Source organism: Bacillus sp. ABP14 (assembly GCF_001831375.1).
In the GTDB taxonomy this organism is placed as follows: domain Bacteria; phylum Bacillota; class Bacilli; order Bacillales; family Bacillaceae_G; genus Bacillus_A; species Bacillus_A paranthracis.
On sequence record NZ_CP017016.1, the window covers coordinates 4,336,349 to 4,361,645 of the forward strand.

At 36.0% G+C, this 25,297-nt stretch carries 30 protein-coding genes; 10 read left to right on the plus strand and 20 right to left on the minus strand.

All coding sequences use genetic code 11. The features are described 5' to 3' along the window. The first annotated feature begins 6 nt into the window (after nucleotides 1-6). Nucleotides 7-846: an alpha/beta fold hydrolase gene (locus BGI23_RS22585; RefSeq protein ID WP_070806966.1), complete on the plus strand. Its 840-nt coding sequence runs from the start codon at nucleotides 7-9 to the stop codon at nucleotides 844-846. Nucleotides 847-912: 66 nt separating this feature from the next. Here the strand turns inward: BGI23_RS22585 and BGI23_RS22590 are convergent, their stop codons facing one another. The 3 genes from BGI23_RS22590 to BGI23_RS22600 all read right to left on the minus strand — a co-directional run bounded on the left by BGI23_RS22590 (nucleotide 913) and on the right by BGI23_RS22600 (nucleotide 3,449). Then, the gene (locus BGI23_RS22590; protein ID WP_070806967.1) at nucleotides 913-1,182 is read right to left on the minus strand and encodes a hypothetical protein; all 270 of its coding nucleotides are present in this window, start codon (nucleotides 1,180-1,182) and stop codon (nucleotides 913-915) included. Between the two features lie 121 nt (nucleotides 1,183-1,303). Further along, nucleotides 1,304-1,993 carry a response regulator transcription factor gene (locus tag BGI23_RS22595; protein ID WP_001993852.1) on the minus strand — a complete coding sequence of 230 codons (690 nt, stop codon included), beginning with the start codon at nucleotides 1,991-1,993 and terminating at the stop codon, nucleotides 1,304-1,306. A 1-nt stretch (nucleotide 1,994) separates the two neighbouring features. Continuing rightward, nucleotides 1,995-3,449: a sensor histidine kinase gene (locus BGI23_RS22600; protein WP_044790868.1), complete on the minus strand. Its 1,455-nt coding sequence runs from the start codon at nucleotides 3,447-3,449 to the stop codon at nucleotides 1,995-1,997. A gap of 304 nt (nucleotides 3,450-3,753) precedes the next feature. On the opposite strand from BGI23_RS22600, the gene BGI23_RS22605 reads away from it, so the two are divergent. From BGI23_RS22605 to mscL, 3 genes are all read left to right on the plus strand, one after another. Beyond that, nucleotides 3,754-4,434 (plus strand): ankyrin repeat domain-containing protein, encoded by a 681-nt coding sequence (locus tag BGI23_RS22605; RefSeq protein WP_070806968.1) that lies wholly within the window; start codon nucleotides 3,754-3,756, stop codon nucleotides 4,432-4,434. A 79-nt stretch (nucleotides 4,435-4,513) separates the two neighbouring features. Then, a complete protein-coding gene (locus tag BGI23_RS22610; protein ID WP_070806969.1) occupies nucleotides 4,514-5,440 on the plus strand; it encodes a Gfo/Idh/MocA family protein in 927 nt (308 codons plus the stop codon). 128 nt (nucleotides 5,441-5,568) lie between these two features. Next, complete coding sequence (gene mscL, locus BGI23_RS22615) at nucleotides 5,569-5,967, plus strand: large-conductance mechanosensitive channel protein MscL (RefSeq protein ID WP_000267018.1); 399 nt, start codon at nucleotides 5,569-5,571, stop codon at nucleotides 5,965-5,967. A gap of 50 nt (nucleotides 5,968-6,017) precedes the next feature. Here mscL and BGI23_RS22620 read toward each other — a convergent pair whose 3' ends face one another. Further along, a complete protein-coding gene (locus BGI23_RS22620; RefSeq protein ID WP_000636593.1) occupies nucleotides 6,018-6,290 on the minus strand; it encodes a DUF3917 domain-containing protein in 273 nt (90 codons plus the stop codon). A gap of 148 nt (nucleotides 6,291-6,438) precedes the next feature. Here BGI23_RS22620 and dhp61 point away from each other — a divergent pair, with 148 nt between their 5' ends. The 3 genes from dhp61 to BGI23_RS22635 all read left to right on the plus strand — a co-directional run bounded on the left by dhp61 (nucleotide 6,439) and on the right by BGI23_RS22635 (nucleotide 7,416). Further along, nucleotides 6,439-6,735, plus strand: coding sequence for a protein Dhp61 (gene dhp61 / locus BGI23_RS22625; RefSeq protein WP_070806970.1), 297 nt, complete (start codon nucleotides 6,439-6,441; stop codon nucleotides 6,733-6,735). An 80-nt stretch (nucleotides 6,736-6,815) separates the two neighbouring features. Then, a complete protein-coding gene (locus BGI23_RS22630) occupies nucleotides 6,816-7,052 on the plus strand; it encodes a DUF3949 domain-containing protein (RefSeq protein WP_070806971.1) in 237 nt (78 codons plus the stop codon). A 1-nt stretch (nucleotide 7,053) separates the two neighbouring features. After that, complete coding sequence (locus BGI23_RS22635; RefSeq protein ID WP_070807325.1) at nucleotides 7,054-7,416, plus strand: DUF4288 domain-containing protein; 363 nt, start codon at nucleotides 7,054-7,056, stop codon at nucleotides 7,414-7,416. A 34-nt stretch (nucleotides 7,417-7,450) separates the two neighbouring features. Here the strand turns inward: BGI23_RS22635 and ccpA are convergent, their stop codons facing one another. The 4 genes from ccpA to BGI23_RS22660 form a co-directional block, all read right to left on the minus strand. After that, entirely contained in the window at nucleotides 7,451-8,449 is a 999-nt protein-coding gene (ccpA, locus tag BGI23_RS22640) for a catabolite control protein A (protein WP_001103286.1), read from the minus strand. A 649-nt stretch (nucleotides 8,450-9,098) separates the two neighbouring features. Beyond that, the gene (locus BGI23_RS22650; RefSeq protein ID WP_000738019.1) at nucleotides 9,099-10,115 is read right to left on the minus strand and encodes a CamS family sex pheromone protein; all 1,017 of its coding nucleotides are present in this window, start codon (nucleotides 10,113-10,115) and stop codon (nucleotides 9,099-9,101) included. A gap of 117 nt (nucleotides 10,116-10,232) precedes the next feature. Beyond that, the gene (gene ytxJ, locus BGI23_RS22655; protein ID WP_044790864.1) at nucleotides 10,233-10,559 is read right to left on the minus strand and encodes a bacillithiol system redox-active protein YtxJ; all 327 of its coding nucleotides are present in this window, start codon (nucleotides 10,557-10,559) and stop codon (nucleotides 10,233-10,235) included. Further along, nucleotides 10,559-11,071: a DUF948 domain-containing protein gene (locus tag BGI23_RS22660; protein ID WP_001197726.1), complete on the minus strand. Its 513-nt coding sequence runs from the start codon at nucleotides 11,069-11,071 to the stop codon at nucleotides 10,559-10,561. The genes ytxJ and BGI23_RS22660 overlap by 1 nt, the downstream gene beginning before the upstream one ends. A 187-nt stretch (nucleotides 11,072-11,258) precedes the next feature. Between BGI23_RS22660 and BGI23_RS22665 the strand changes: the two genes are divergently transcribed. After that, the gene (locus BGI23_RS22665; protein WP_000654739.1) at nucleotides 11,259-12,374 is read left to right on the plus strand and encodes an aminopeptidase; all 1,116 of its coding nucleotides are present in this window, start codon (nucleotides 11,259-11,261) and stop codon (nucleotides 12,372-12,374) included. Nucleotides 12,375-12,410: 36 nt separating this feature from the next. Here BGI23_RS22665 and BGI23_RS22670 read toward each other — a convergent pair whose 3' ends face one another. The 7 genes from BGI23_RS22670 to BGI23_RS22700 all read right to left on the minus strand — a co-directional run bounded on the left by BGI23_RS22670 (nucleotide 12,411) and on the right by BGI23_RS22700 (nucleotide 15,925). Further along, complete coding sequence (locus BGI23_RS22670; protein ID WP_070806972.1) at nucleotides 12,411-12,845, minus strand: hypothetical protein; 435 nt, start codon at nucleotides 12,843-12,845, stop codon at nucleotides 12,411-12,413. Between the two features lie 15 nt (nucleotides 12,846-12,860). Next, entirely contained in the window at nucleotides 12,861-13,043 is a 183-nt protein-coding gene (locus tag BGI23_RS22675) for a hypothetical protein (RefSeq protein ID WP_070806973.1), read from the minus strand. Beyond that, the gene (locus tag BGI23_RS22680; RefSeq protein ID WP_070806974.1) at nucleotides 13,040-13,444 is read right to left on the minus strand and encodes a PH domain-containing protein; all 405 of its coding nucleotides are present in this window, start codon (nucleotides 13,442-13,444) and stop codon (nucleotides 13,040-13,042) included. Before BGI23_RS22680 ends, BGI23_RS22675 begins: the two co-directional genes overlap by 4 nt. A 77-nt stretch (nucleotides 13,445-13,521) precedes the next feature. After that, a complete protein-coding gene (locus tag BGI23_RS22685) occupies nucleotides 13,522-14,013 on the minus strand; it encodes a GNAT family N-acetyltransferase (protein ID WP_070806975.1) in 492 nt (163 codons plus the stop codon). Continuing rightward, a complete protein-coding gene (locus tag BGI23_RS22690) occupies nucleotides 14,010-14,558 on the minus strand; it encodes a GNAT family N-acetyltransferase (protein WP_070806976.1) in 549 nt (182 codons plus the stop codon). The genes BGI23_RS22685 and BGI23_RS22690 overlap by 4 nt, the downstream gene beginning before the upstream one ends. Nucleotides 14,559-14,616: 58 nt before the next feature. Then, on the minus strand, nucleotides 14,617-15,522 hold the full coding sequence (locus BGI23_RS22695; RefSeq protein WP_070806977.1) for a DMT family transporter: 906 nt from the start codon (nucleotides 15,520-15,522) through the stop codon (nucleotides 14,617-14,619). Further along, entirely contained in the window at nucleotides 15,512-15,925 is a 414-nt protein-coding gene (locus BGI23_RS22700; RefSeq protein ID WP_001971079.1) for a MerR family transcriptional regulator, read from the minus strand. Before BGI23_RS22700 ends, BGI23_RS22695 begins: the two co-directional genes overlap by 11 nt. 122 nt (nucleotides 15,926-16,047) lie before the next feature. Here BGI23_RS22700 and BGI23_RS22705 point away from each other — a divergent pair, with 122 nt between their 5' ends. Both BGI23_RS22705 and BGI23_RS22710 read left to right on the plus strand, forming a co-directional pair. Then, nucleotides 16,048-16,392, plus strand: coding sequence for a PadR family transcriptional regulator (locus tag BGI23_RS22705; RefSeq protein ID WP_001971083.1), 345 nt, complete (start codon nucleotides 16,048-16,050; stop codon nucleotides 16,390-16,392). Then, complete coding sequence (locus tag BGI23_RS22710; RefSeq protein WP_070806978.1) at nucleotides 16,389-17,051, plus strand: HAAS signaling domain-containing protein; 663 nt, start codon at nucleotides 16,389-16,391, stop codon at nucleotides 17,049-17,051. Before BGI23_RS22705 ends, BGI23_RS22710 begins: the two co-directional genes overlap by 4 nt. A gap of 52 nt (nucleotides 17,052-17,103) precedes the next feature. Here BGI23_RS22710 and murC read toward each other — a convergent pair whose 3' ends face one another. The 5 genes from murC to BGI23_RS22735 form a co-directional block, all read right to left on the minus strand. Then, a complete protein-coding gene (gene murC / locus BGI23_RS22715; RefSeq protein WP_000219470.1) occupies nucleotides 17,104-18,414 on the minus strand; it encodes a UDP-N-acetylmuramate--L-alanine ligase in 1,311 nt (436 codons plus the stop codon). A 252-nt stretch (nucleotides 18,415-18,666) separates the two neighbouring features. Continuing rightward, nucleotides 18,667-19,785 (minus strand): nicotinate phosphoribosyltransferase, encoded by a 1,119-nt coding sequence (locus BGI23_RS22720; RefSeq protein ID WP_070806979.1) that lies wholly within the window; start codon nucleotides 19,783-19,785, stop codon nucleotides 18,667-18,669. A 61-nt stretch (nucleotides 19,786-19,846) separates the two neighbouring features. Continuing rightward, nucleotides 19,847-23,653 (minus strand): DNA translocase FtsK, encoded by a 3,807-nt coding sequence (locus BGI23_RS22725; RefSeq protein ID WP_070806980.1) that lies wholly within the window; start codon nucleotides 23,651-23,653, stop codon nucleotides 19,847-19,849. 154 nt (nucleotides 23,654-23,807) lie between these two features. Next, nucleotides 23,808-24,746, minus strand: a complete 939-nt coding sequence (locus BGI23_RS22730; protein ID WP_070806981.1) for an N-acetylmuramoyl-L-alanine amidase — start codon at nucleotides 24,744-24,746, stop codon at nucleotides 23,808-23,810. 38 nt (nucleotides 24,747-24,784) lie between these two features. Next, nucleotides 24,785-25,129, minus strand: a complete 345-nt coding sequence (locus BGI23_RS22735; RefSeq protein ID WP_070806982.1) for a thiamine transporter — start codon at nucleotides 25,127-25,129, stop codon at nucleotides 24,785-24,787. Nucleotides 25,130-25,297: the final 168 nt, after the last annotated feature.

Here is a 25,297-nt window from a genome sequence, read left to right on the forward strand (position 1 = left end):
GATATTATGTGGATACAACAAATGATCCACACGAAACGTGGCACATTTGAACTTTTTACAAAGGGAAATGGCGAACCGCTTTGTATTACACATCACTATTCACAATTCAATGAAACTGGTGATTACTTTGCGGATGTTTTCACTGCTACGCATCGTGTATTGCTCATTAATTTACGAGACGCTGGTAACTCAGCAAAAGCCCAGGTAGAAAACGAATTAAGTATGATTGAAACAATTCACGATTTAGAAGCTATACGAGAAGCATTACAACTTCCAACATGGCATTTCGCCGGTCATTCAACAGGTGGTATGCTTGGACTTTTATATGCGATTACATATCCAAATCCCTTACAATCACTAGTCGTCGTTGGAGCCGCAGCAAGTAATTATACTGAAACACCATTTTGTATTTATCATCCGGAACATCCTCAGTTTCATTATATGCAACAGCTCATTGAAAACTTAAAAAGCCCTCACCTTACAAATGAGGAACGAAAAGAACTATCTACCAAACGAACAAAATTATCTTTATATAAACCCGAAAACTACAATTCTTATTTTGATAAACCAATCAAAAAAACAATGTCCGCTAGCCGGATGAACGCTTTTGCTCATGAATATCCATCATTTGATTTACGAGAGCATTTACCTTCTATAAAAACAAAAACAATAATTATGTGCGGAAGACACGATGTGCAGTGCCCAATTCAGTATTCTATCGAGATGCATGATGGCATACGTAATTCTATTTTTGTGATATTTGAAGAGAGTAATCATTATCCTTTTTTAGAAGAAGCTGCTCAATTTATTTCTACTACTCAAGAATTTTATAAATCGTTACACTAGTACCGTTATTATTAAAGAAAGCTAACAGCCTCTATAAGACTATGAGCTTTTTTCAAAAGAAATATTTCATACTAAAAACAACAAGCAGAACAAAACAATCATTAAACCTACATCAAGGAATACTGCCTTTTTATCTCCTTCTTTTATACTCATTATAAAAGAAGAAATGATTTTAATTCCAAAAAAGACCATCATAAATAACCAACCAAAATGATCATTTGTATAATCTTCATCATAAAACATTTGTATTGCGCCTATTAGTAATAAAACAAGTATGATATTAGTTCCAATCTTTAAAATCTTGTTTGATTTATTATCTTTTAATATATCCCCCAAAATGTAGCACGCCCTCTCACACTCTCCTATGTTTTTATCTCTCTTTATATTTTAACATAAATTACCTATTCTCCCCTTTTGATCACATACAAAAAAACCTGCCAAAACTTTGACAGGTTCCCTACACGTTAAAACGATAACCAGCCCCCCATACCGTTTCGATATATTGCGGGTGAGCAGGATCTCTTTCAATTTTTTCACGTAACTTTCTAATATGAACGACAACAGTTGCTAAATCACCAGCGGAGTCTAATCCCCAAATGCGTTCAAATAGCTGTTCTTTATTTAATACTTGATTTGGGTTTGTGACAAAGAATGTTAATAAATCAAATTCCTTCGTTGTAAACGCAACTTCTTCATTGTTTATAAAAACTTTCCTCGCCCTTTGATCAATAGAGATTCCGTGAATATATAGCGTATCGCGTTGCTTACTTACATTTCCTAATAATCTTTCATAACGAGAAATATGGGCTTTTACTCTTGCTACTAGCTCACTCGGGCTAAACGGTTTCGTTATATAATCATCCGCTCCTAATCCGAGCCCGCGAATTTTATCTATATCTTCTTTTTTTGCTGAAACAAGTAAAATCGGAATATCTTTTATAGCTCGAATTTGCTTACAAATTTCAAATCCATTCATTTTCGGAAGCATAATATCTAAAATAATTAAATCGTAGTCTTCTTGCAGGGCCATTTGTAAACCTGTTTCTCCTGAATGTTCGACATCAACTTGAAAATCATTAATTTCTAAATAATCTCGCTGTAATTCTGCAATGCTTACTTCATCTTCTATTAGTAAAATTCTTTTCAATTTACTCACCACATTTCTCTACTTTTTCCAATGAGAAGAAAATGCTTGTGCCTTCCCCAAGCTCGCTTTCCGCCCAAATATTCCCGCCATGTTCTTCAATAATTTGCTTCGCTATCGCTAAGCCAAGTCCACTTCCACCTGTACTAGAATTTCGCGATTTCTCTGCACGATAGAAACGTTCAAAAATATAAGGAAGTGTATCAGATTCTATACCTGATCCGTTGTCCATTACTTTCACAATCACTTTATTGTTATCACTCGATACTGTTACAGTAATTTTCTTTTCTTCTTTATCCATGTATTTCACACTATTATGAATTAAATTTGATATCACTCTATTTATCTTTTCGCAATCAGCCTTTACATAAAGTGGTGATGCATGTAATTGTAAGTTAACTTCTATACCTTCTTTACTTAAATCCATCTGCATCTCTTCTATTAATTCTTGCATAAACATATTTAATTCAACCGTTTCAAACTGAAAGGGAACTCGATTCAAATCGAGCTTTGAGAATAAAAATAATTCATCAATGAGTGTATCCATATGTCTTGCTTTCGTATGGATAGTCGTTAAGTACTTATCCATTTTTTCTGGCGTATTTGCTACTCCGTCTTTTATTCCTTCTACATATCCAATAATAGATGTAATCGGTGTTTTTAAATCGTGAGAGATGTTTGAAATGAGCTCTTTTCGATTTTCTTCATACTGCGTTTGCATCTCTATCGATTCTTTTAATTTCTTCCTCATTTCCTCAAATCCTTGATTCAATTGCCCAATTTCATCGTGCGATGTAACTGGTATTTGAAAATCTAAATTTCCTTCTTTAATTTTTTCAGTCGCATCTTTCAATACAAAGATTGGTTTTATAACACTTCTTGAGACGAGGTAACTTAATAATCCAATAAGTAAAATAGCTAATAGTAAAAGTGATACGAACAAAATCGGAAATAACTTTTGTGTAAGATCTACAAATGAACTTTGCTTCTTTAATACAAATATACTCCCCTCTTCTTCCTGAGGAAAATAAAAATCAAACTTTACATATCGATAAAATGTATCGCCTAATTCCGTTGTACCACGACTATTAATATTTGCTGATTCAAATTTCGGAAGAGCTTCCTTTAAAGCCCCACTTTCAAATACTTTTGTAGCATAAGAAATGGTTTCTCCCTTTCTTACAACAATTTTCACCCCTTCTTTTTCAAGTGATGAAACGAACGACTCATCTAATAGTTGCGATTGATGTTTCTTTGCTGCCGTCTTTAACTCAATATACGCATTCTCTTCTTCTGACGTAAGCGGCTTTTGAATATAGGAGCTTTTATAGAAATTTTTCACTGCTTCCAAATCACCTGTTATCGAAAAAACGATTAAAAATCCCGCGATTAATATAAGCGTAATGGAAACGAGAATGACAGCGATATAAGAAAATAAAAACCTTGTTTTAATAGACATATGTTACATCCTCACTTTACCCCGCTATTTGCCGGGCAGTAAGATCCCCACCTCAAAATTCAGAGAAAGCAAAGAAGTTAAGTGGGGGATCAACTGCCCATAAAAGCCCGATTGGTTGGGGCTGATAATCAGTGGGGGATGAACAAAACCCCCACTGATTAAAGTTTCACTTTATCAAACCTTATTACTCATAAGCATAAAAATATATGTTCAAATACTCAAGCGATTTTATAGTAATTTTAGCGTCAGTTTATAAAAATTTAATGTTCTTCTTTTACAGTTGAAATGAGGAGGTTGAAATTCCATGTTCAAAAAAACAGTAAGCATGATATGTTGCGTAATTTTTTTACAAGGTTGCTCGCAAGAACAAGAAGTTAAAAAGGAGATGATAAACATGGAGACAGCGCTACTAACAGCTACTGAGAAACAAGAAACGAATACTGTTATATCGTTACTCAAAAAAGGGGCTGACATAAATATAACAGACAATAAAGGACGCACCCCTCTTATGATTGCTACATATAAAAATGATGTAAAAACCGCAAAAGTACTTATCGAAGCTGGTGCTGACGTAAATATCCAAGATGATATGAAAAACAATCCCTTTCTATACGCCGGTGCAGAAGGTTACTTGGATATTTTAAAACTAACGATTGATGCCGGCGCAGATCCAACACTTACGAATCGTTACGGCGGAACAGCCCTTATCCCTGCCTCAGAACATGGTTATATTGATGTTATAAAAGAACTCCTCACGCGAACAAATATCGATGTAAACCATGTAAATAACCTCGGATGGACAGCTTTAATGGAAGCCATCGTACTAAGTAACGGAAATGAAACACAACAACAAGTTATCCGCCTTCTTATTGAACACGGTGCAGATGTAAACATTCCAGATAATGATGGTGTTACTCCGCTAGAGCATGCTCGCGCTCATCACTTTGAGGAGATAGAGAAGATTTTGTTAGAAGAACATAAGTAAAACGCTAATTTTTGCCTTCCTCCCCCGCTCTATGCTACATTTAACCCGTTATATCAATATGAATAGGGTGGGAATACATATGAACAAACCGAAAATCGGGATGATTGGACTTGGAAGTATCGCACAAAAAGCCTATCTTCCAACACTTACAAAAGAAACAGATTGGAATTTTGTAGGGGCTTTTACACCTAATGCAGAGAAAAGGAAACAAGTTTGCCAGCAATACCGCATACAAGACTTCCATTCTATTGAAACGTTAACTTCAGAATGCGATGCAATCTTCGTTCATAGTTCAACTGCATCGCATTATGAAATCGTTTCTGAACTTCTGAAAAAAGGAATCGATGTTTACGTTGATAAGCCGCTAGCTGCTACAGTGGAACAGGCTGAAAAACTAGTCGAGTTGAGCGAAAAATATAACCGAAAGTTAATGGTCGGATTTAATCGCCGCTTCGTTCCTATGTATGTTGCCGCAAAAGAGCAAGCTCATCATATTTCATGGATTCGAATTGAAAAGCATCGTACAAATAAAGTTGGGCCCTATACGTACGACTTTACGATGTTAGATGATTACTTACATATTGTAGATACTGCTCGCTGGTTAGCTAACGATGAGCTTAACGTCGTTCATAATATGATGCAAATCAATGAAAAGAATGAACTTCTTTACGGACATCATACATATACAACTGCAAATGGAATGTTACTTTCTACCGCAATGCACCGTCATGCCGGTACAAATTTAGAACAAATTGAACTTGTCACAACAGGAAAAATCATTCGCGTAAAAAACATGAACACATTTGAAGTTGAGCAAGAAAATGCAGTTTCTCAAATTGGTTCCCCATCATGGGATACGACGTTAAAACAACGTGGTTTTGAAGATGCTGTTCATCATTTTATTGCATGTGTACAAGGAGATACAAAGCCTGTTGTAGATGGATTAGAAGGATTAAAAACGCAACAACTTTTGCAATCTCTGCTGAATAATGTAAACAAAAATTAAAACGGATACATTTTTCAGAATTTACTTTCATTCCCATTTCCCCTTTATTTCTCACGCAAATTTCTATAGAATATGTTGATAGGAATTATAAATTTCATAATGAATCGTGGAAAGGATGGGATTAACACATGTGGAACGAGTTTAAAAAGTTCGCTTTCAAAGGGAATGTCGTTGATTTAGCTGTCGGGGTTGTAATCGGTGCTGCATTCGGTAAAATCGTTAGTTCTTTAGTAAAAGATGTTATTACACCATTACTTGGTATGGTATTAGGTGGCGTTGACTTTACAGATTTAAAACTTACATTCGGTAAGTCATCTATTATGTACGGTAACTTCATCCAAACTATTTTTGATTTCTTAATTATTGCAGCAGCTATCTTTATGTTCGTTAAAGTGTTCAACAAACTAACATCTAAAAAAGAAGAAGAAAAAGAGGAAGAAATTCCAGAACCAACAAAAGAAGAAGAACTTCTTAGCGAAATTCGCGACTTATTAAAACAACAAAACTCTTCTAAAGATAGAGCATAATTGAACGGATAAAAAGGCATGTCCCGAGAGGAACATGCCTTTTTTATATGCTATAACGTTTCCGAATTCATATGAATAAATAAAATAATACCTGCAACCATAAGTACCATAATACTACTTGCAAATAGTGTAATCCCCATAAACATTAAACTTGTGCTCATATCCACCGATACACTTTCAATAAAAATAGAAATTACATACGTGATAAGGGCAATTCCTGCAAGAATACTTCCTGGAACAAATCGCTTTAAACCATTTTGTTTTAACGTCATATATGCAAAAATAGCAGTCATACAAAGCGTAATTATCCAAAGAACGATCATCTCTTCTCCCCCCTCACAAGCCTTTTCTTTCTATTATACATGACATTGCCCTATAATAGTTAAATTTGCACTTATGTGACATATAACAAGGAATCATATCATTTTACAACGAAGTCACCAATAGGTCATATACTGAGGAGGTTTTCAATTGGAAGATGATATTGTAGGATATTTTAAACAAGTAGAGCGATTCGATTATATTACAATCGACTTAGACAAAAAGTTCTTTTATATCGAAGTTGTACAACTAGAAACAAATATAACTTTTCTAAAAATATCACTTAATTTAAATAAAGATGAAACTATTGTACAAGGCAAAACAGAGCACTATGACCCTTATAGGCTGGAACAATTAATACAAAGTTTTAAATACACCGCACAAACATGCATTGAACATAATTTACGAAGTCCTGAAGAACTTTTTGCATTTTGGAAAGGAAATTGACACTAGAAATAAATGGATATTATTCGTATAAATTGATATAATTACCATATATAAATATTCTTTATAAGGAAGTGTTCATAATGTTTTGGATTTCACTAATCGTATTAGCCTATTTCATCATTCTCGTCCCAATACAGTATAACTACATTAAAATACTCAAAGAAAAACAGAAGAAAATGAATATGTCACAAAACGAACTATATGACAACATGTCTTATGAAGAATCCCAAATACATTACCATTACCAAAGTAACGTATTTACAATACCTGCTTCACTTGTCGCAAGTATTATTTATAAAGTGAAACATGCAGCATAATATGTACGCTGTAAAATTATTGTTTGAATCTGTTCATTCTGGTGAGCCTGATCCTACGAAAATGGATGAGCATTATGAAGAAAATCACGATACACTTTTTGAAGAAAGTATTATTCTTGTTAAGGCACACAGTTTGAAAGAGGCCCATGCACTAGGTGAACAAATCGCTATACAGTCTGAGCATACGTACGATAATATGTACGGTGAGCAAATAACATGGACGTTTCGAAAACTGTTGCATGTGTTTGAATTAGACGATACACCATTTGAAACTGGAAAAGAATTATACGCAAGATTTTTACAAGTTAAGAAAAATGAAACGGTGGATACAGTCGTACAAAAATACTATCCTGCATACGAATAAAAGCTCACAGCAATCGCGGTGAGCTTTTTTATACTTACTTCGTTGAATCTCTAAATTGGATACGGTGAGGTAAGATAACAGTGTGATCTTCCACTTTTTCTTTGTTCATATACTTTGTTAATAGACGCATTGCTACTGCACCGATATCATACATCGGTTGTACAACTGTTGAAAGTTGTGGACGAACCATTAATGCAAGGCGTGTATTATCGAAACCAAGTACTTCTACATCAGTTGGTACATTTAATCCAGTGTCTTGTGCTGCGTGGATTACACCTAGTGCCATTTCGTCAGAAGATACGAAGATCGCTGTTGGCTTTTCATCAAGGCTCCAAAGCTTTTCGAATGCTTCGATACCTGAGTCATATGTGTAATCTCCATCGATTACAAGATTTTCATCATATGAAATACCTGCTTCTTCTAGAGCTTTTCTATAACCTTGTAACTTCTTCGCACTCCCCGCTTTATCAATGAAAGGACCAGAGACGAAACCGATACGCTTATGTCCTTGTTCAATAAAGTGCTTCATTGCGTCGTAAGCTGCTTGTGTATAATCAATGTTTACTGATGGCGTTTCATTTTGCTCATCAAATGACGCTGCTAATACGATTGGTACTGGAGACTTTTTAAATTCTTCAGCGTGAATATCTGTAATATCTTCACCCATGAAAACAATTCCGTCCACTTGTTTTCCAAGCATCGTATTTAATAAATGGAACTCTTTCTCTTTGTTTTGGTCAGAGTTACTTAAAATGATGTTATATTTGTACATTGTTGCGATATCTTCAATTCCACGAGCAAGTTCTGCATAAAACGTATTTGAGATATCAGGAATAATAACACCTACTGTAGTTGTCTTTTTACTTGCTAGTCCACGTGCTACCGCATTTGGGCGGTATCCTAAACGATCAATTGCTTCTAATACTTTCTTTCTTGTTGTAGGCTTTACATTTGGATTACCGTTCACAACGCGTGATACGGTAGCCATTGAAACGTTCGCTTCGCGCGCTACATCATATATTGTTACGTTCATCTCATCGCACACTCCTTCTATTTTTGCTATCTATTTTTATGTATCGGTTACTTGAATGAAAAAAAGACATCAACTCTATTTGCAGATGCCACCAATCGTCCCGAGTTCTTCCTTTTACTAATGATACGATAAAAACGCAGGCTCATACAATATTTTCCCGCAAAAGTTTCGAAAAAATTCGCTTCTTTTCTCGTATTTTCGTATTTTTTATGAAAAAAAGGGCATTTTTTGTAAAAATATAGATATCCCACAAGTAGAAACCCTATTTTAAGCAGTACACTAGCTAGTAATTGAAATTTATATCAGCGATTTTTTGAATATATCAACCACAGCTCGAAATATATCAGCGATTTTCTAAATATATCGACCACAACTCGAAATATATCAGCGATTTTTTAAATATATCGACTTACCGACATCAAACGACAATGATCACCATTTGATGCGCTGGATCTGGAAGTACTCTACAATTGGCAATAGAAGATCCCATCCCCCTGTAGAATGCGTTACATCGACAATGCAAGGGGTTAAAATAGGTTTCTTTCTTTGAAATTAGTACAGCGGAAATATGGAGCGTATTACGTGACGCCCTGTCCCATCGTCCCCTTTCATTTACAGTAAAAAAAGACAGTTTAAACACTGTCTTTTTTTATAAGAAGGAAACAAACGGTTTATCGCTGTTTTTCTCTTTTATAACAATTGCCTCAATTTTATTCTCGGACTTTATCTGCAATTGTACTTTTGCATCTTTCGGTAATTGGTCTAACATACTTTGAGCGGCGAGTTGAGTAAGAGCCATTAATTCTGTTTTACCGTTATATTTAATAACAATATCCATATTTAATGTATCCATTTGATTTTTCTTATAAGAAACTTTAGCATTTACTGGGATAAAGTCTCCAGGAGAAAAACCTTTCATTGCCTCAGCAAATTTATTTATTTTTTCATTATCTTCTCCATGTGCTTGTGTAAATTCATCGGAAGGATATGAATACGCTTTTTCTTCAATTGCATTCCAATTTCCAAGGTTCGTATCATTCTTTTGAACGGTAGCACTAGCAATATACGTGCCATTTTTTAAAGAACTTGTACTTTCTTGCTTAAAGATAGCAAACGTAATTGGGGATTTATTATACTTGTCATTTTTATGAATAGCTTCAATAAGTTGCTTAGCAACTTCAGTCCCCTTAGACATTGCCTCTTCATTGGATACACTTGAAGACATAGCTAACCCAATTACAACGCCAGATAAACTTAATTCATTTGAATTCTGTTTCCCGAAATAGTCTTGTTCTATAATATTTGTCAAAACGGGTGCTTCTACTTTTGCGACTAGTTCATCAACTAACTTCTCAGGAATATACTGATTTAATTGAAGCACATGGTTTTCTGTATCAAATTGCTCTTTTGCAATATTCATTAAACCATTTTCATACTCTGCTAAATCTAATTTAGAATTTGTTTTTACATTAGCTGTATTTATAACCTTTTGTTCTTTTAAAGGAATTACAGTTCTATAATAATCTTTAGAAACAGCAGTTCTCGGAATCATGCTTTTTTCTTTCGTATCTTTCTGTATAACTTCATCCTTCTTACTAATCGTATCATTACTACAAGCTCCTAGTAATAAACTTACGACTGCGAAGGATAATGCCATTTTCTTCATTACTTAAAACCTACTTTCAACAATCTAGTTATTTAGTTTGAACTATTAACAGTTTACCATTAAATATATTTCAACAAAAACAAAAAAAAGAAGCAAGCACCTTTCGCTTGCTTCTTTTTACTTAATATTCTCTTCTAAAACATCTTTTTTAATGTTCCAATGAGACGTATTCCATACTACCATCCCATCTTTTATGTATAACACTTGCGGAGATTCATGTTTCATGCTGTACTGTTCTGCAACACGATTCGAAACATCTCTTGCATCTTGTACGTATAAGTAGTACGCTGGTACCGCTCTTTCTTCACTACAATAAGCTTGAAATTCTGTATAAGCACCATGACTAATAGGACATGTCGTACTATGTTTAAAAAGAACATAAGGCTCGTTTTTTTCTACTAGTACTTCAAACTCTTCAATTGTTTCAAGTTTTGTCATATTCATTACGATTCACCTCTCATACGAAGTCTAGAGCGCTTCTCTTTCTTTTCAGCTTTTTTCTCAAGTCTTTCTAATTTACGCTCTTCTTTTTCAACCTTTTTCTCTTGTCTTGTCGCACGATAATGATTGTATACTTCAATTGCTGCGCTACTCCACTGTACAACTTGCGCTACTTTATCTGCATTATTTTCAATTTCGTCCGTAACAGACTCTGATACATTACGAAGTTTCGTATTTAAAGAATGGATTGTCGTTCCAATTCCATCTACACCCGATACTACTTTATTTAATGATTGTGACTTCTGTTGAATGTCATCAGCTAACGCATTTGTTTTATGTAATAATTGCTCCGTCTCTACGCTAATCCCTTGCATTTGCTTTTCTAAACCTTCTAACGTGCTTGCAACGTTTTCTAACGTCTTCTGAACCGATAACAACGTTCTACATACATACACTACTAATACAGCGAAAGCAACCGCGATAATAGCTGCACTTACATATAAAAGAACTTGCATTTCATCACTTCCTTTATCTTTTTCATACTTTCCCCTATTATACAATCATTTTCCGTTTCGTTCTAATCCCTATCTTTTCATTAGAATTTTCATACTTATTCGTTAACTTTAACATAAATGATTCAACAAATTCCACTAAGTAGGTTACAATAGGAGAGGATACATAATTAGTAGGGAGGCTTTACATATGAAAGATCCACGCATTGAAAAGTTAGCATACAATTTAATTAACTACTCTATTCGCTTACAAAAAGGCGAAAAAGTATTAATTGAAAACTTTGGCTTACAAAAAGAACTTGTAACTGCACTTGTTAAAGAAGCATATGCAGCTGGTGGTTTCCCATTCGTTTCTTTAAAAGATCATCAAGTAGATCGCTCTTTATTAATGGGTGCTACTGAAGAACATTTTGAACAAATCGCAGCCTATGAAGCAAGCGTAATGAAAGATATGGACGCTTATATCGGTCTTCGCTCTGGCGATAACATTAACGAACAAGCTGACGTGCCAAGTGAAAGAATGCAAATTCACGGTCAAACAGTTGGTAAGAAAGTTCATAGAGACATCCGCGTTCCAAAAACACGCTGGGTTGTTCTTCGCTACCCAAATGCTTCTATGGCACAGCTTGCGAAAATGAGCACAGAAGCTTTCGAAGACTTCTACTTCGAAGTATGTAACTTAGACTACGGTAAAATGGATAAGGCGATGGATAGCCTTGTTACATTAATGAATAAAACAGATAAAGTGCGCCTAACTGGACCTGGAACTGACTTAACATTCTCTATTAAAGACATTCCAGCAATTAAATGCTCTGGTCATTTAAACATTCCAGACGGTGAAGTATACTCTGCACCAGTTCGTGATTCTGTTAACGGTACAGTTTCTTACAACACGCCATCTCCTTACAACGGTTATACATTTGAAAATGTACAACTTAAGTTCGAGAACGGACAAATCGTTGAAGCAACTGCAAACGATACAGAGCGCATTAACAAAATCTTCGATACAGACGAAGGCGCACGCTACGTTGGTGAGTTCGCAATTGGCGTAAACCCATACATCTTACATCCAATGGGAGATATCCTATTCGATGAAAAAATCGATGGCAGCTTCCACTTCACTCCTGGACAAGCTTACGACGATGCTTGGAACGGTAACAACTCGAACATTCACTGGGATTTAGTATGCATCCAACGCCCTGAATACGGCGGCGGCGAAATTTACTTCGACGACGTACTAATCCGTAAAGACGGACGCTTCGTTGTACCTGAATTAGAAGCTTTAAATCCAGAGAACTTAAAATAATAATAAAAACGCTCGGAGTTTTCTCTGAGCGTTTTTTTAATATTTTAATAAGTCTTTCGCCACATCTTCTGGCACTTTAAAACTCATCTTCTTATTTTTCATTTCAACTTCGACATAAGGGACATCTTTATATACTGTCATTGTACCGATTTCATGTAACTCTTTTTTATCTTTACTCGACTCTGATAATTTTGGTGTATCTTCTTGATACATTTTAAATGTTTTCCCTTGCGGAGTATCTAAAGGAGCCGACTGCATTTCCCACTTATCCATTTTCATGACTTCAAACAGCTTTTCAATTTCTTTCTTATCGGTCATTACTTTTTTATCACTTGAATCTGTAAGTGATTCAATCTCTACCTTTTGTGCCTTTTCTAAGTTCATATCAGCTCTATCCTTCTTCGCACTACACCCTATTACAAGAACGGATGCGGTTAGCAGAAGTAAAAATAACGTAAGGACTTTTTTCATGTCTAATCCTCCTAACTACATAGAGCTACTTTTCTCACTTTTTGTTTGCTGAAAATGAAAATAATATAAAAGCGCTACTGCGATAGTACCTATTAATATTGGTACATATAAGTGTAGATCCCATTTCATATATACTCTAGTGCAGCCAACAAACACAAACAAAATTTCCAAACAGAATAAAGGTTTTACATACTTCATTTCTTACCTACCATTTCTATTTTCACATGTGGATTTTCTTTTTCTACAAGAGATAAAAACTGCTCCATATGTTGCGGCATCGCAATCATATGTACTTTATATGCATTCGTCGTAATTTCAAGAGATTTCCCAACTTGACGAATGATTCTTATCTCTTTCAATACGATATCGTCATTTAAAACACCGTACTTTAATACACCATTTTCTACTTTATGCTTTTTAATAAACACTTCCCAAACGAGTGGTACATTAACAAGGAAGCATAAACCCATCCCAATTAACGCTGTCATCCACTGCTCTTTATTAGCGATAATCATGACGAGTGGATATACAAACATAAAAGCTAACGTGAGACAAACAAAAATTACTACCGATTTACTTCTTTGAATCGGAAAGTTCATACACGCACCCCCCAACCTAAATTATACCACTTTTTCCATTTTAGTTCATAAAAAAAGGCCATTTCTACATAACCTTCTTAAACAATATATCTATAAAATTTCTTATCCACCTGCAACACTGGAAAACTTTTTGGCAACTCATCTATACTCACACTTTGAAAACCATTCTTTTCATAAAAGCGATGTGCTGCTAAAAATTTAACTGTCGTTCCTAAGTAAATATCTTTCAGCTTTTTATTCTCAGCCCACAAAATTGCTGTTTGGAGCAACTTATGTGATGCACCCCACTCTTTTCCGCGAAATTCTTTTTTTACGAACATTTTTCTTAACGCTACTTGATGACTCCCAATATCTAATAAAGCTACTGTTCCAACTACTTTACCATCATAAATTGCTACCCAAAAGTTCCCATGATTCCTTTGATAGAACGTTTCTATTTCAAGTAGGTCTGGCTGCTCTTCTTTCGTAATGGAAACATTGTACTCTTTTTGCTGAATATGAACGATAAGATCTACTACTTCATCTTGAAACGTACTTTCATACGGAATAATGCGTATCTTCTCGTTCATCGGATCTCCTTCCATTCTGAAGCTAGTAAACTATATACAGCGATATCGTGAAAATGATCGTATAGCCATTCATCATCTCTTAAAATACCATCTAACTTAAACCCTAAACGTTCTGGAATAGCGCGACTTTTCACATTTTCAACACCGCATCTAATTTCCATTTTATTTAATTTTAAATTCTCAAATGCATAGTGAAGTACAGCCTTCACGCTACGCGTCATAATACCTTTCCCGCCAGCATCTTCTGCCAGATAGTAACCGAGACTTGCCGCTTTCTTCCCCCAGCTCACTGGATGAATACCTACCATCCCAACGAGCTTTCCTTTATAACGTATGCCACTTTCAAAACCGTCTCCCTCTGCAAACTTCTTTAACCACATCGGACAAATCTCATTATAAGCATCAGCAGATTTCGTCCCATCTACCCAAGGAAGCCATCTTCTTAAATGATTGCGGTTTTGATTTATTAATTGATATAGTTCCTCTTTATGATGCTTTTCTAATAACTGTAATTCGATTTCGTCGTCTACCCGGAGTGTGAACATGTTTTTTAGCTCCCTTTTTTATTTTTCTTATTATTCTAACATTTCTAAATAAAAATTGTTAAATATTCACACTTTCTTTTGATTTTATTTGTATAAAACCTGATGAACACAATACTCCCATAATAACTAATATCATCCCTATACATTGTGCGGGTACTATATTTACTCCTTCTACAAAAGAAATAATCATTGTAACTACAGGCACTAGATTAAAAAATAAAGATGTCCTTGCTGCACCAATTTGAGCAATTCCATTATTCCACCATAAGTAACCAAGCACACTCATTCCAATTGCCATAAAGAGAATCGCTCCCCATGCCAACAAAGGAATTTCTAAAACTGGTACTATACTTTTTTGTGTAGAAGATATGGTCATAAAGGCAAGTGCACCAATAGTCATCGTATATGTCGTCGTTTGTATTGGATTACCAGTTTTAATAAACCTTCTGCCTAGCACGCCGTATAACGCCCAGCAAATATTCCCTAATAAAATATAAAAATCTCCTTTTGAAAATGATAAGTTTTGTAGTATCGTAAACGAACCTTGTGTCAGTACAAAGACAACGCCAAGTAATGCAAGTAACATCCCAATACCTTGGCGTTTTATAATTTTTTCTCGTAAAATAAAACTTGCTAACAGCGTCGTAACGAGCGGATTCGTCGCCATAATCAGTGCACCATTCATAGCTTCTGTATGTTTCATACCTAAAAAGAAAAAGAAGTTAAAACCGAATACACCAACAATACCTAGCAAAAAGTAATAAGTCTTATTCTCCCTCCATACCTCTACCTCAAAATCTTTTCGTATTTTTAACAAACATAACATCACAAATGCAGCAATTCCAAAGCGCCATGCTGCTATATGAATTGCTTCGAAATACTGTACAGCATATTTCGAAGCATTAAATGTCCCACCAGTGAAAATCGCAAATCCAAGTAACTGAGCGTATACTTTATTTTTCATTGTCAGCCTCTGAATTTCCACCTTCTAGAAAACCGTAATAAATTTCTAGTTTCTCCTCCGTTAGCTGAACAACTTTTTGCAATTGTTCCTGCTGTTCTTTTAGTCTCTCTAAGTGAGTTGTTAAAATTGAAATTCTCTTTTTTACTTTCGCCGGTACTTCCTCTTTTCTCTGCCTAATTTCCTCTATAATACATCCATCACTTGCAAACTGAGCCATCTCTTCTAATGACATTCCAGTTTGTTTTAACGAATATAAAAATTTTAAAAGGCGTACATCACCTTCTGTATATTGGCGGATCCCGCTATTTCGCGTTGGTGGTGGTAATAATCCTAATTTCTCATAGTAACGCAAAGTATGAATACCCATCCCTGTTAATTCTGCCACTTCACCGATTTTATACATGTTCTCTCCCCCTTGTTTTTACATTTTCATCTTACAACCTAGAGTTAGCTCTAGGTCAATACAGAAATAAAATTCTACTATATATGATTGATATCTAGATATGAATCATATATAGTTAAAGTATGGAAAAAAATGATAATTTTATAATTCAATTACGTAAAGGTGTTTTTGATCTCGCTATTTTGTCCTTAATAGGTAAACAACCTATGTACGGATACGAAATTACAAGTGCATTACAAGAAATCCCTGTATTTCATATCCCCAATGGCTCGATTTATCCTATATTAAATCGAATCACGAAAAACAATTGGGCTGTTTCCTATTGGGAAGAGTCTGGTGATGGCCCAAAAAGAAAATACTATCGCATTACAGACGAAGGGAGAGAAATTTTACATAATCGCTTACATGATTATGATGCCGTGTATCAAGCTCTAATGTTACTAGCTAAAGGAGAGGATAAAAAATGAACAAAGAACAATTCTTTGCAAATGAACTCATTGCTTCTTTCTTACATGACCTCCACAAAGGTTTAATGAACTTACCTACATCAGCACGAGAACAACATATGTTAGAAATTGAATCCGATTTATACGAAAATGCATTACGTAAAGAAAGTGAAGGGATACCATCAGGAGTCATTCCTTCACAAGTGATTGCAGAATTTCTTCCTCCAAAAGAACTAGCAAAGGAAATTGCAGCAGAATATATAGACGTTATTCAAGATGTACAGCAATCTACAAATACATTTATAAAATATTATTCTGGCCTATCTATCGGTCCACTTGGTGCTCTATCAGTACCTATTGTACTAGGCTTCATCAATATTTCAGCTAATTTGCCATTTGTACTAGCTTTTATAGCAAGTAACATTTGGTTCATCTGTAGAGAAAACCATTGGAATACAGACTTATTAAAATACTTTAAAACAATAATTTCCATTAGCTCAAGGCTTTTAATCGCTCTTCCATTTTCATTTTTCGCAATTCGCATCATCATAACAAAACAATTCGATATGTTTTCATTCTATTATTTAATTGGATATGTACTTTTTAGTTCAATTTATATCGTTGTGTTAAAACAACTCTACAAAAAGAATAAACAATACCAACCTATCCATGCTTTTTAAATATATCGAACACAACAAAAAAGACGCACAGCTAAGCTATGCGTCTTTTCTATTACTTCTCTGCAACTTGAACTTCTTTTACGTAAGCTGCTTCGAATTTTTGGATGTCTCCTGCGCCCATGAAAATGAGAACGCCGTTTTTATGTTTCTTTAATACATCCGTTGTTGTATCTGTAATTAATTCTGCACCGTCAATACGCTTTTGCAGATCTTCGATTGTTAATTCACCTTTGTTTTCGCGCGCTGATCCGAAAATATCACATAAGTATACTTGATCAGCTTTGCTTAGGCTTTCAGCGAACTCATCTAAGAACTTTTCTGTACGTGAGAATGTGTGCGGCTGGAATACAGCGACAATTTCACGCTCTGGATGTTTTTGACGAGCTGCTTCAATCGTTGCATTAATTTCTGTCGGATGGTGTGCGTAGTCATCAATAATAACCTGCTCTCCCATCGGCTTCTCATTAAAGCGACGTTTTACGCCTTCAAAAGTTGTTAACTGATGCTTAACTGCTTCTACATCAACATTTTCATAATGGCAAAGCGCGATTACTGCTAATGCATTTAATACGCTGTGATTGCCGTATCCTGTAATTTTGAACGTGTCATAGTACGTATTACGAACGAATACATCGAAAATAGTACCATCTGTTCTCTTTTGAATGTTACGTGCTTGGAAATCATTATCTTCTCCAAATCCATAGAAAATAACAGGTACTTTCGCTTGAATTTTTTGAAGTTCTTCATCATCTCCACATGCAATAATGCCTTTTTTCACTTGCAATGCCATCTCTTGGAATGCACTGAATACATCATTGATATCTGTGAAATAATCTGGATGATCAAAATCAATGTTTGTCATAATCGCATAGTCTGGATTGTAAGACAAGAAATGACGACGATACTCACAAGCTTCAAATACAAAATACTTACTATTTTCTACCCCATGCCCTGTTCCATCTCCAATAAGGTAAGATGTAGGGTGTGCACCTTGCATTACATGGGCTAACAAACCAGTTGTTGATGTTTTTCCATGTGCACCAGTTACAGCAACACTTGTGTATTGGTTCATAAGGTCACCTAAGAAGTGATGGTAACGATGTACTGGGATGTTTAATTCTTTTGCTGCTACGATTTCTTCATGCGTATCAGGAAATGCATTTCCTGCAATAATCACTTGTCCTTCTTTTACATTACTTTTATCAAAAGGAAGAATCGAGATACTACGCTTTTCCAACGCTGTTTGTGTAAAGAAACGCTTTTCATAATCAGACCCTTGAACAGTATGCTTCATGTCATGAAGAATTTGCGCTAATGAACTCATTCCTGTTCCTTTAATTCCTACAAAATGGTAAACTGTCATCTTAAAGAACCTCCAACATTTCGAACTAATACAACGGCCTATCTATAAGACAGTATATGAATCTTTTCTTATTTTGGTAATCATCATACATTTTTGATGTAGTGAAGTTATTCTTCCCTTCACTTATCAGGATAAACTCGTACGTACTTCTTTTTTATGTCCATAACAAATCCATTATAGCAAAAAAGAAGCCGCTATACTATGATAACAGAAAAACTGATAGGGTCAATCACCTATCAGTTTTTCTCTCTCTTACATATCTTCTCTTTTTTCTAATTGAACACGTTCTAGACGTGGGTTTGGACGATATTTACGACCAGCTTTCGCTTCCGGTTTTCCATTTAATTCTACGTTATCACCAGTAAAGCCAATATTCATTTTTAATAAGCTACTTCCTACTCCGTATATATCAACAGGTACGTTTTGAGCTTCAAATTCACGAATACGTTTCTCATCAAATCCACCAGTTACAACGATGTCTACATGCTGGAATCCTTCTTCATCAAGTGCTTTACGAAGTGCGAATACAAGCGATGGGTTTACACCACGTGGATCAAATGTTCCAAGTACTTCTGGGTGGCGAATGAAGTATTGATCAATCATCGTGCGAGACGTATCTACACGTACACCTTTTAATGTTGATCCAAATTCACGTGCTACGCGAAGTGCATCTGTAATGACATCATTGTTGTAATCAATTAATACAACTAATTCATCTTCTGGGAATTTCTTATGATATGCTTTTGCCGCTTCCACAACATCACCATTAAACATTTGAATTAATGCGTGAGGCATCGTCCCCATACCACTTTTGCCCCACCATTCATTCATCGCATGCGTCGCTTGTGCGCTCATACCACCGATGTATGCTGCATAACCGTCACCAGCTTGTTGTGTATAATGATCATCACGGTCTCCCATGAAAATAACTGGTTTTTCTTTATTTACGCTACGTGCAGCTTGGACAACGTTATATACGTTTGTCGCAACCGATGTACGACGAGCTAAAATCCCATCAATAACACCTTCTAAAAATCCGAAATTTTCATAAGGACCATGAATTGTTAACACTGTTTCAAATGGACTAATTTTATCGCCATCTTTTAAAGAGTTAATCTCAAGTTCCTCAGGATTTTTAGCGAATGTTTGTAGCAATGCAATGACTTCATCTGTTCCGCAAAGAACTGCATTTTCCTTTTGGAAAAATTGCATCGTTACAACACTTTTCGGGCGAAATTCTTGAATGATTTCTCTAGTCTTTAAAAAGTAAACGGCAGAGAACCAACCTTCTCCAACACGTTCGTCAAATTTAAATGTTTTATTTGTTAGTCTATTTATTTCACCTTTTAATTTTAATTCAATTTCTTTCATGTCGCTTTACTCCCTACTTTACTATCCAACATTTTCTCTTAGTATACAGCAAAACCGTTTACTATACATTTGTTTCCTGCATAGCAGCAAATTCATCCTCAGAAATAAGGACATCTCTTGGCTTCGTTCCTCTTGCTTCAGAAATAATCCCTTGCGATTCCATCTCTTCAATGAGACGTGCCGCGCGATTATAACCGATGCGGAATTTTCGCTGTACAGAAGATGTGGACGCTCCCCCTTGTTCTACAACAAATTGACATGCTTCAAAGAACAATTCATCTTCCGACTCAGCCTGTTCTGTTTTCGCTAATAAATCCTCTTGCTTAAATAAGTAATTCGGCTTCATTTGCTTTTTCACATGATCAACTGTCTTTTCAATCTCATCATCCGATACATATACACCTTGTACACGAACTGGCTTAGACGTACCGTTCCCTAAGAATAACATATCACCACGGCCAAGTAATTTCTCCGCGCCCCCAATATCAATAATCGTACGCGAATCAACTTGAGATGATACAGTAAACGCAATACGCGTTGGAATGTTTGACTTAATTAAACCTGTAATAACATCTACAGATGGACGCTGCGTCGCTACTAATAAATGAATACCACAAGCACGTGCTTTTTGCGCAATACGACAAATCGCTTCCTCAACATCACCAGGTGCTACCATCATTAAATCGGCTAGCTCGTCAATGACAATAACGATATAAGGTAATGTCTCTCCCGGAATTTCTCGCTCACTTACAATCGTATTGTAACGAGTTAAATCACGAGCTCCTGCGTGCGCAAATAATTCATAACGGCGCTCCATTTCTTCAACTGCCCATTTTAATGCAGCTGTCGCTGCTTTTACATCCGTAATAACAGGTGCTACAAGATGTGGAACAGAATTGTATGGTGCAAGCTCAACCATCTTCGGATCGATTAACATTAACTTCACTTCATGTGGTTTCGCTTTATATAAAATACTTGTTAAAATGGCGTTAATACACACACTTTTACCTGAACCTGTTGCACCCGCAATAAGTCCGTGTGGCATTTTTCGAATATCCGTTACAATTGGATCACCTGAAATATCAAGTCCAAGCGCAACCGTAAGCGGTGATTCACTCTTTGTAAACACAGGACTTCTTAAAATTTCACGAAGAAATACTGGCTTACTTTCTTTATTGGGAACTTCGATTCCAATCGCACTCTTCCCTGGAATCGGCGCTTCAATACGAATATCTTTCGCCGCTAAACTTAGCTTAATATCATCACTTAAGTTTGTAATTTTATTTACTTTTACACCTGGATCTGGCTGTACTTCAAAACGAGTTACTGCTGGACCTTGCGATACATTAATAACATGTGCGCCAACGTGGAAATTATTAAACGTTGTATCTAATAATTCTTTCTGTTCTTCCAACCATTCCGTATTATCTAACGCTGCTTGCTGCGGAATCGATAGTAATGTTAATGATGGAATCGTATACGTCGGTGGCGTTTGCAATACATTTCGCACATCATTCTCTCTTTGATTTACAACATATGCTTTCTCTTCTACTTCCGTACTTGAAATTGGCTTTTGTACTTGCTCTGCCACTACTTGTTGTACTGGCTGCACTTCTTCCACTTGTGGCTCTACTACTTGCTGCACTGGTTTTTCTTCCACTTGCGGTTCTACCACTACTTGCTGCATTGACTTTTCTTCCACTTGTGGTTCCACTACTTGCTGCATTTGTTTCTCTTCCACTTGTGGTTTCACTACTACTTGTTGCATTTGTTTTTCTTCCACTTGTGGTTTTTCTTCTACTTGATGTACAGACTTATTCTCTACTCGTTCACTCATAGAAGGTTGCATTGCATTTGTTCTAGCCGCATGTCTTTCCATTAATCGCGTTCTGTCTTGTTTCAACATAACAACATTAAATGGTACGTGACGCTTTTTCTCACGTTTTGGTTCTTCTTTTTGTACAACTGTTTGTTCTTCTACGACTGGTGCTTCTTCTGCAACTGGCTGTTCTTCTACGACCGGTGCTTCTTCTGCAGCTAGTTGTTCTTCTACAATCGGTGTTTCTTCTGCAGCTGGTTGTTCTTCTACGACCGATGTTTCTTCTGCAACTGGTTGTTCTTCTACGACCGGTGCTTCTTCTGCAGCTGGTTGTTCTTCTATAATCGGTGTTTCTTCTACAGCTGGCTGTTCTTCTGCAATCGGTGCTTCCTCTGCAACTCGTTGTTCTTCTACGATCGATGTTTCCTCTGCAACTCGTTGTTCTTCTGCAACTCGTTGTTCTTCTGCAACTCGTTGTTCTTCTGCAATCGGTGCTTCTTCTACAACTGATTGTTCTTCTACGACCGGTGCTTCCTCTACAACTCGTTGTTCTTCTGCAATTAAAACATCCGCAAAGCTTTGAACATCTTTTTTCGTTTGTTCATCAGCCTCAGCAACATGTATGAATTCATTCTTTTGTTCAATTGCTTTATTTAACACCATTTCTTGTTGCATTTCCTCAAGTGCTACAGGCTCGGCTTCTTCTGGTGCTTTTGTTTCCGCAATTACTTCCACTTCTTCTGACTCTTCTGCTTCTGCAATTACTTCTACTTCTTCTAACTCTTCTGCTTCCGCAATTACTTCTACTTCTTCCGACTCTTCTGCTTCTGTAATTACTTCTACTTCTTCTGACTCTTCTGCTTCTGCAATTACTTCCACTTCTTCTGACTCTTCTGCTTCCGCAATTACTTCTACTTCTTCTGACTCTTCTGCTTCTGCAATTACTTCCACTTCTTCTGACTCTTCTGCTTCTGCAATTACTTCCACTTCTTCTGGTATTTCTACAACAATTGTTTCTTCAAGTTTTTCTTCTGCTTTGACAATCACTGATTCTTCTGGTGCTTGTTTTTCTACTTCAATAGTAGGTTGTTCTATTTCTGTACTACGTTTAATTTCTTCTGATAATATTGTATCCTCGTGCTCTACTTTAGAATCTACTAATTCCTCTTGTAGAATGTTTTTGTCCACTACATCACTTTCTTGCTTCGCACCTTCCATGCGCTCAGCAATTGTTTCATGAAGTAATTCAGCCGCTGGAACTTCCTGCGGTGCACTCATTTCTTGAACCACTTCTTTTTCTTCCACTATAGGCTCTTGGCGTTCGATTTCATAACCGTTTTTCTCTAGCCATTGATCAACAACTGACTTTTCTTCCTTTTTACTCTCTTCATATTGTTGCTCTCCTTGCTCGTTAGCAGCTCTATGACTAGAAGAAGTCGGTGCTTGTCCATCTGAGAAATCAGATAATGTATATCCCTTTTTCTCTAACCATGCATCAACGACTGATTTGCCCTCTACAGATATTTCAAGGTCTTCTCTTTCCTTTACTTCCTCCTGCTTTTCTTCCTTTTTCTCTACTGAAGGACGATTATATCCGTAAATTGGCGAAATCATTTCTGTTGGACGAAATGGTCTACGGTTACTTTCTTGCGTAGGTGCAGTTGCTTTCTTTATGACAGGCTCTCGCTCCGGTTCATATTGCATTTCCGGTTCTTCATATGTAGAAACTACCTTCTCCACATACTGTCGTCTACTTCTTTCCACTTTGATTCCTCTTGGAGTAGGCTGATCTTCATATGTTACAGCTTGAACAGGTTGTTCTTCAAAACGCCCTGTTTCTATAACATCCTCTTCATCGAACCCATTATCCGGTACTAATGGAAAACGGCATTTACCTGCATTCCTACTTGCCATTTGTGCTTCTCTTGCTTCGGTGTAGTGGTTTACACGAGGAATTTTCGGCTGACTTTCAACTTGCTTTGGTACTTCTTTATTCATCGCTGTTTGTTCTTCCTCTTTGTTAAACAGCTTTTTCATCCAATCTAACATGCTTACCACTCTTTCTACTAAATAGTAACATCCTTTATTGTATCAGCATTCGGCAAAAAGTGCAGGTAAAATTAAGCATGTCATATTTATCCATAATATTCTAATTTACGATTGTTTCATATAGAAAAACGCACCCTTACATGTAAGACTGCGTTTAAGCTTTACTCTTCCAATATTCATCTACACTATCCGTTACACTTTGCAATAAAGAATTTACATACTGCGGGTCAGATAATTTTTTATCTTCTTCATGGTTTGACATAAATCCAAGTTCTAATAGTACGCCAGGTACTTTGGACCAATTAAATCCAGAAAGATCATCCCTAAATTTAATTCCATTTACTTTCACTTGCTGATTCTCTCTCATTTTATTTACGATCGCTTGAGAGATTTGAAGACTTTCCGCATAAATCTCTTTCGTATACGGACTTTCTTCTGCCGGTGTCAATACAGCAAATCCACTTTGATTCGGATTTTCGGAACCATCTGCATGAAGACGTAAAAATAAATTCGCCTTATGATCATTCGCCAATGTCGCACGTTCTTTATTACTTATATCAACATCTTGTGACGTTCTCGTCATTAATACTTGCATTCCCTTCGCTTCTAACTTTTCTTTTAATATGAAAGCCATTTCTAATACAAGGACAGCCTCTCGTTTTTTCGTCACAACACCAGTTGTACCATCTGTCACTTTATATTTTTGCGTCGCTGCTCCTGGCCCAATCGGTTCTAACTTTAAATTCGCTTTTTGTTGATGCCCTGGATCAATAACAACGAGAAACTTTCCTTGCTTTTCATTATTCTCTACTTTTTGTTCATTACTTTGTAGCGGTTTCTCAGTTGGCTGCACTGGCGTCGATTCCTCTTTCTTTTTTTCGGCCGGCACTTCCTCCTGCTTCTGCTCTACTTGCTCAGTTGTTTGAACCGCTTGCGGCTCTTCTTTCTGCTTTTCTACCGGTGCGTCTTCCTTGTTATCTTTGATTTTTTCCTTCATAGAAGATGTCACTTCTTTTTTCGGCTCTTCTTGCGAACAACCTCCCATATATATTCCAATGCATGCAATCATGCTCATTATTTTTATATACTTCATGCTTTTCTCCCATCACTTTGCACCGGTCTCAAAGTTTTTTATAATTGTTTTATAATCTCATCCATATTTCCGATATGAACGGGTCGCCACGTTTCTGTACCACGCTCTGCCGTATAAACGAAATACGCATCATCAGCCACATTTACGAAAACCGGATCCCCCATATCTGTTTCATATCCGAGAACAATCCACTCTTCTTTCCATTTTCCATGTTCTTCACTTATTAATGAATTTTTATGTTTATCATATCGATAACCGATTTGTCCTTTTTCTAATTCATTTTCACTAAACAAATATATCTCATAAGTACCTAACTCGATATCTTGCTGTTTTGAAGTTTCAATTCGTTTCAGAAGTTCTGCGATTTTTGGTTGTTGTTTCATAAGTCTATCCCCTTCTATTTTTCTAAATTTTAACTATTTTGTTTATAAAACACAATATAGATTTTAAGAAAAAAAGTGACATCCTTATGAATATGAATGATTTCCTGAATATATCTATTAAAACTCGCAATATATCAACGGTTCGACACAGGATATCGACTTACTGAC

Excerpts from the sequence above, each read along its gene's own strand:
- BGI23_RS22680 (WP_070806974.1), bottom strand. The coding sequence starts at position 13,444 with ATGAACTTTCCGATTCAAAGAAGTAAATCGGTAGTAATTTTTGTTTGT.
- murC (WP_000219470.1), bottom strand. The coding sequence starts at position 18,414 with ATGACAGTTTACCATTTTGTAGGAATTAAAGGAACAGGAATGAGTTCA.
- BGI23_RS22585 (WP_070806966.1), top strand. The coding sequence starts at position 7 with ATGTGGATACAACAAATGATCCACACGAAACGTGGCACATTTGAACTT.
- BGI23_RS22630 (WP_070806971.1), top strand. The coding sequence starts at position 6,816 with ATGTTTTGGATTTCACTAATCGTATTAGCCTATTTCATCATTCTCGTC.
- BGI23_RS22720 (WP_070806979.1), bottom strand. The coding sequence starts at position 19,785 with ATGAAAGAAATTGAATTAAAATTAAAAGGTGAAATAAATAGACTAACA.
- BGI23_RS22620 (WP_000636593.1), bottom strand. The coding sequence starts at position 6,290 with ATGATCGTTCTTTGGATAATTACGCTTTGTATGACTGCTATTTTTGCA.
- mscL (WP_000267018.1), top strand. The coding sequence starts at position 5,569 with ATGTGGAACGAGTTTAAAAAGTTCGCTTTCAAAGGGAATGTCGTTGAT.
- BGI23_RS22695 (WP_070806977.1), bottom strand. The coding sequence starts at position 15,522 with ATGAAAAATAAAGTATACGCTCAGTTACTTGGATTTGCGATTTTCACT.
- BGI23_RS22675 (WP_070806973.1), bottom strand. The coding sequence starts at position 13,043 with ATGAAGTATGTAAAACCTTTATTCTGTTTGGAAATTTTGTTTGTGTTT.
- BGI23_RS22660 (WP_001197726.1), bottom strand. The coding sequence starts at position 11,071 with ATGCAAGTTCTTTTATATGTAAGTGCAGCTATTATCGCGGTTGCTTTC.
- BGI23_RS22690 (WP_070806976.1), bottom strand. The coding sequence starts at position 14,558 with ATGTTCACACTCCGGGTAGACGACGAAATCGAATTACAGTTATTAGAA.
- ytxJ (WP_044790864.1), bottom strand. The coding sequence starts at position 10,559 with ATGAATATGACAAAACTTGAAACAATTGAAGAGTTTGAAGTACTAGTA.
- BGI23_RS22605 (WP_070806968.1), top strand. The coding sequence starts at position 3,754 with ATGTTCAAAAAAACAGTAAGCATGATATGTTGCGTAATTTTTTTACAA.
- BGI23_RS22700 (WP_001971079.1), bottom strand. The coding sequence starts at position 15,925 with ATGTATAAAATCGGTGAAGTGGCAGAATTAACAGGGATGGGTATTCAT.
- ccpA (WP_001103286.1), bottom strand. The coding sequence starts at position 8,449 with ATGAACGTAACAATATATGATGTAGCGCGCGAAGCGAACGTTTCAATG.
- BGI23_RS22725 (WP_070806980.1), bottom strand. The coding sequence starts at position 23,653 with ATGTTAGATTGGATGAAAAAGCTGTTTAACAAAGAGGAAGAACAAACA.
- BGI23_RS22650 (WP_000738019.1), bottom strand. The coding sequence starts at position 10,115 with ATGAAGAAAATGGCATTATCCTTCGCAGTCGTAAGTTTATTACTAGGA.
- BGI23_RS22705 (WP_001971083.1), top strand. The coding sequence starts at position 16,048 with ATGGAAAAAAATGATAATTTTATAATTCAATTACGTAAAGGTGTTTTT.
- BGI23_RS22670 (WP_070806972.1), bottom strand. The coding sequence starts at position 12,845 with ATGAAAAAAGTCCTTACGTTATTTTTACTTCTGCTAACCGCATCCGTT.
- BGI23_RS22610 (WP_070806969.1), top strand. The coding sequence starts at position 4,514 with ATGAACAAACCGAAAATCGGGATGATTGGACTTGGAAGTATCGCACAA.
- BGI23_RS22735 (WP_070806982.1), bottom strand. The coding sequence starts at position 25,129 with ATGAAACAACAACCAAAAATCGCAGAACTTCTGAAACGAATTGAAACT.
- BGI23_RS22730 (WP_070806981.1), bottom strand. The coding sequence starts at position 24,746 with ATGAAGTATATAAAAATAATGAGCATGATTGCATGCATTGGAATATAT.
- BGI23_RS22685 (WP_070806975.1), bottom strand. The coding sequence starts at position 14,013 with ATGAACGAGAAGATACGCATTATTCCGTATGAAAGTACGTTTCAAGAT.
- BGI23_RS22665 (WP_000654739.1), top strand. The coding sequence starts at position 11,259 with ATGAAAGATCCACGCATTGAAAAGTTAGCATACAATTTAATTAACTAC.
- BGI23_RS22635 (WP_070807325.1), top strand. The coding sequence starts at position 7,054 with ATGTACGCTGTAAAATTATTGTTTGAATCTGTTCATTCTGGTGAGCCT.
- BGI23_RS22600 (WP_044790868.1), bottom strand. The coding sequence starts at position 3,449 with ATGTCTATTAAAACAAGGTTTTTATTTTCTTATATCGCTGTCATTCTC.
- BGI23_RS22710 (WP_070806978.1), top strand. The coding sequence starts at position 16,389 with ATGAACAAAGAACAATTCTTTGCAAATGAACTCATTGCTTCTTTCTTA.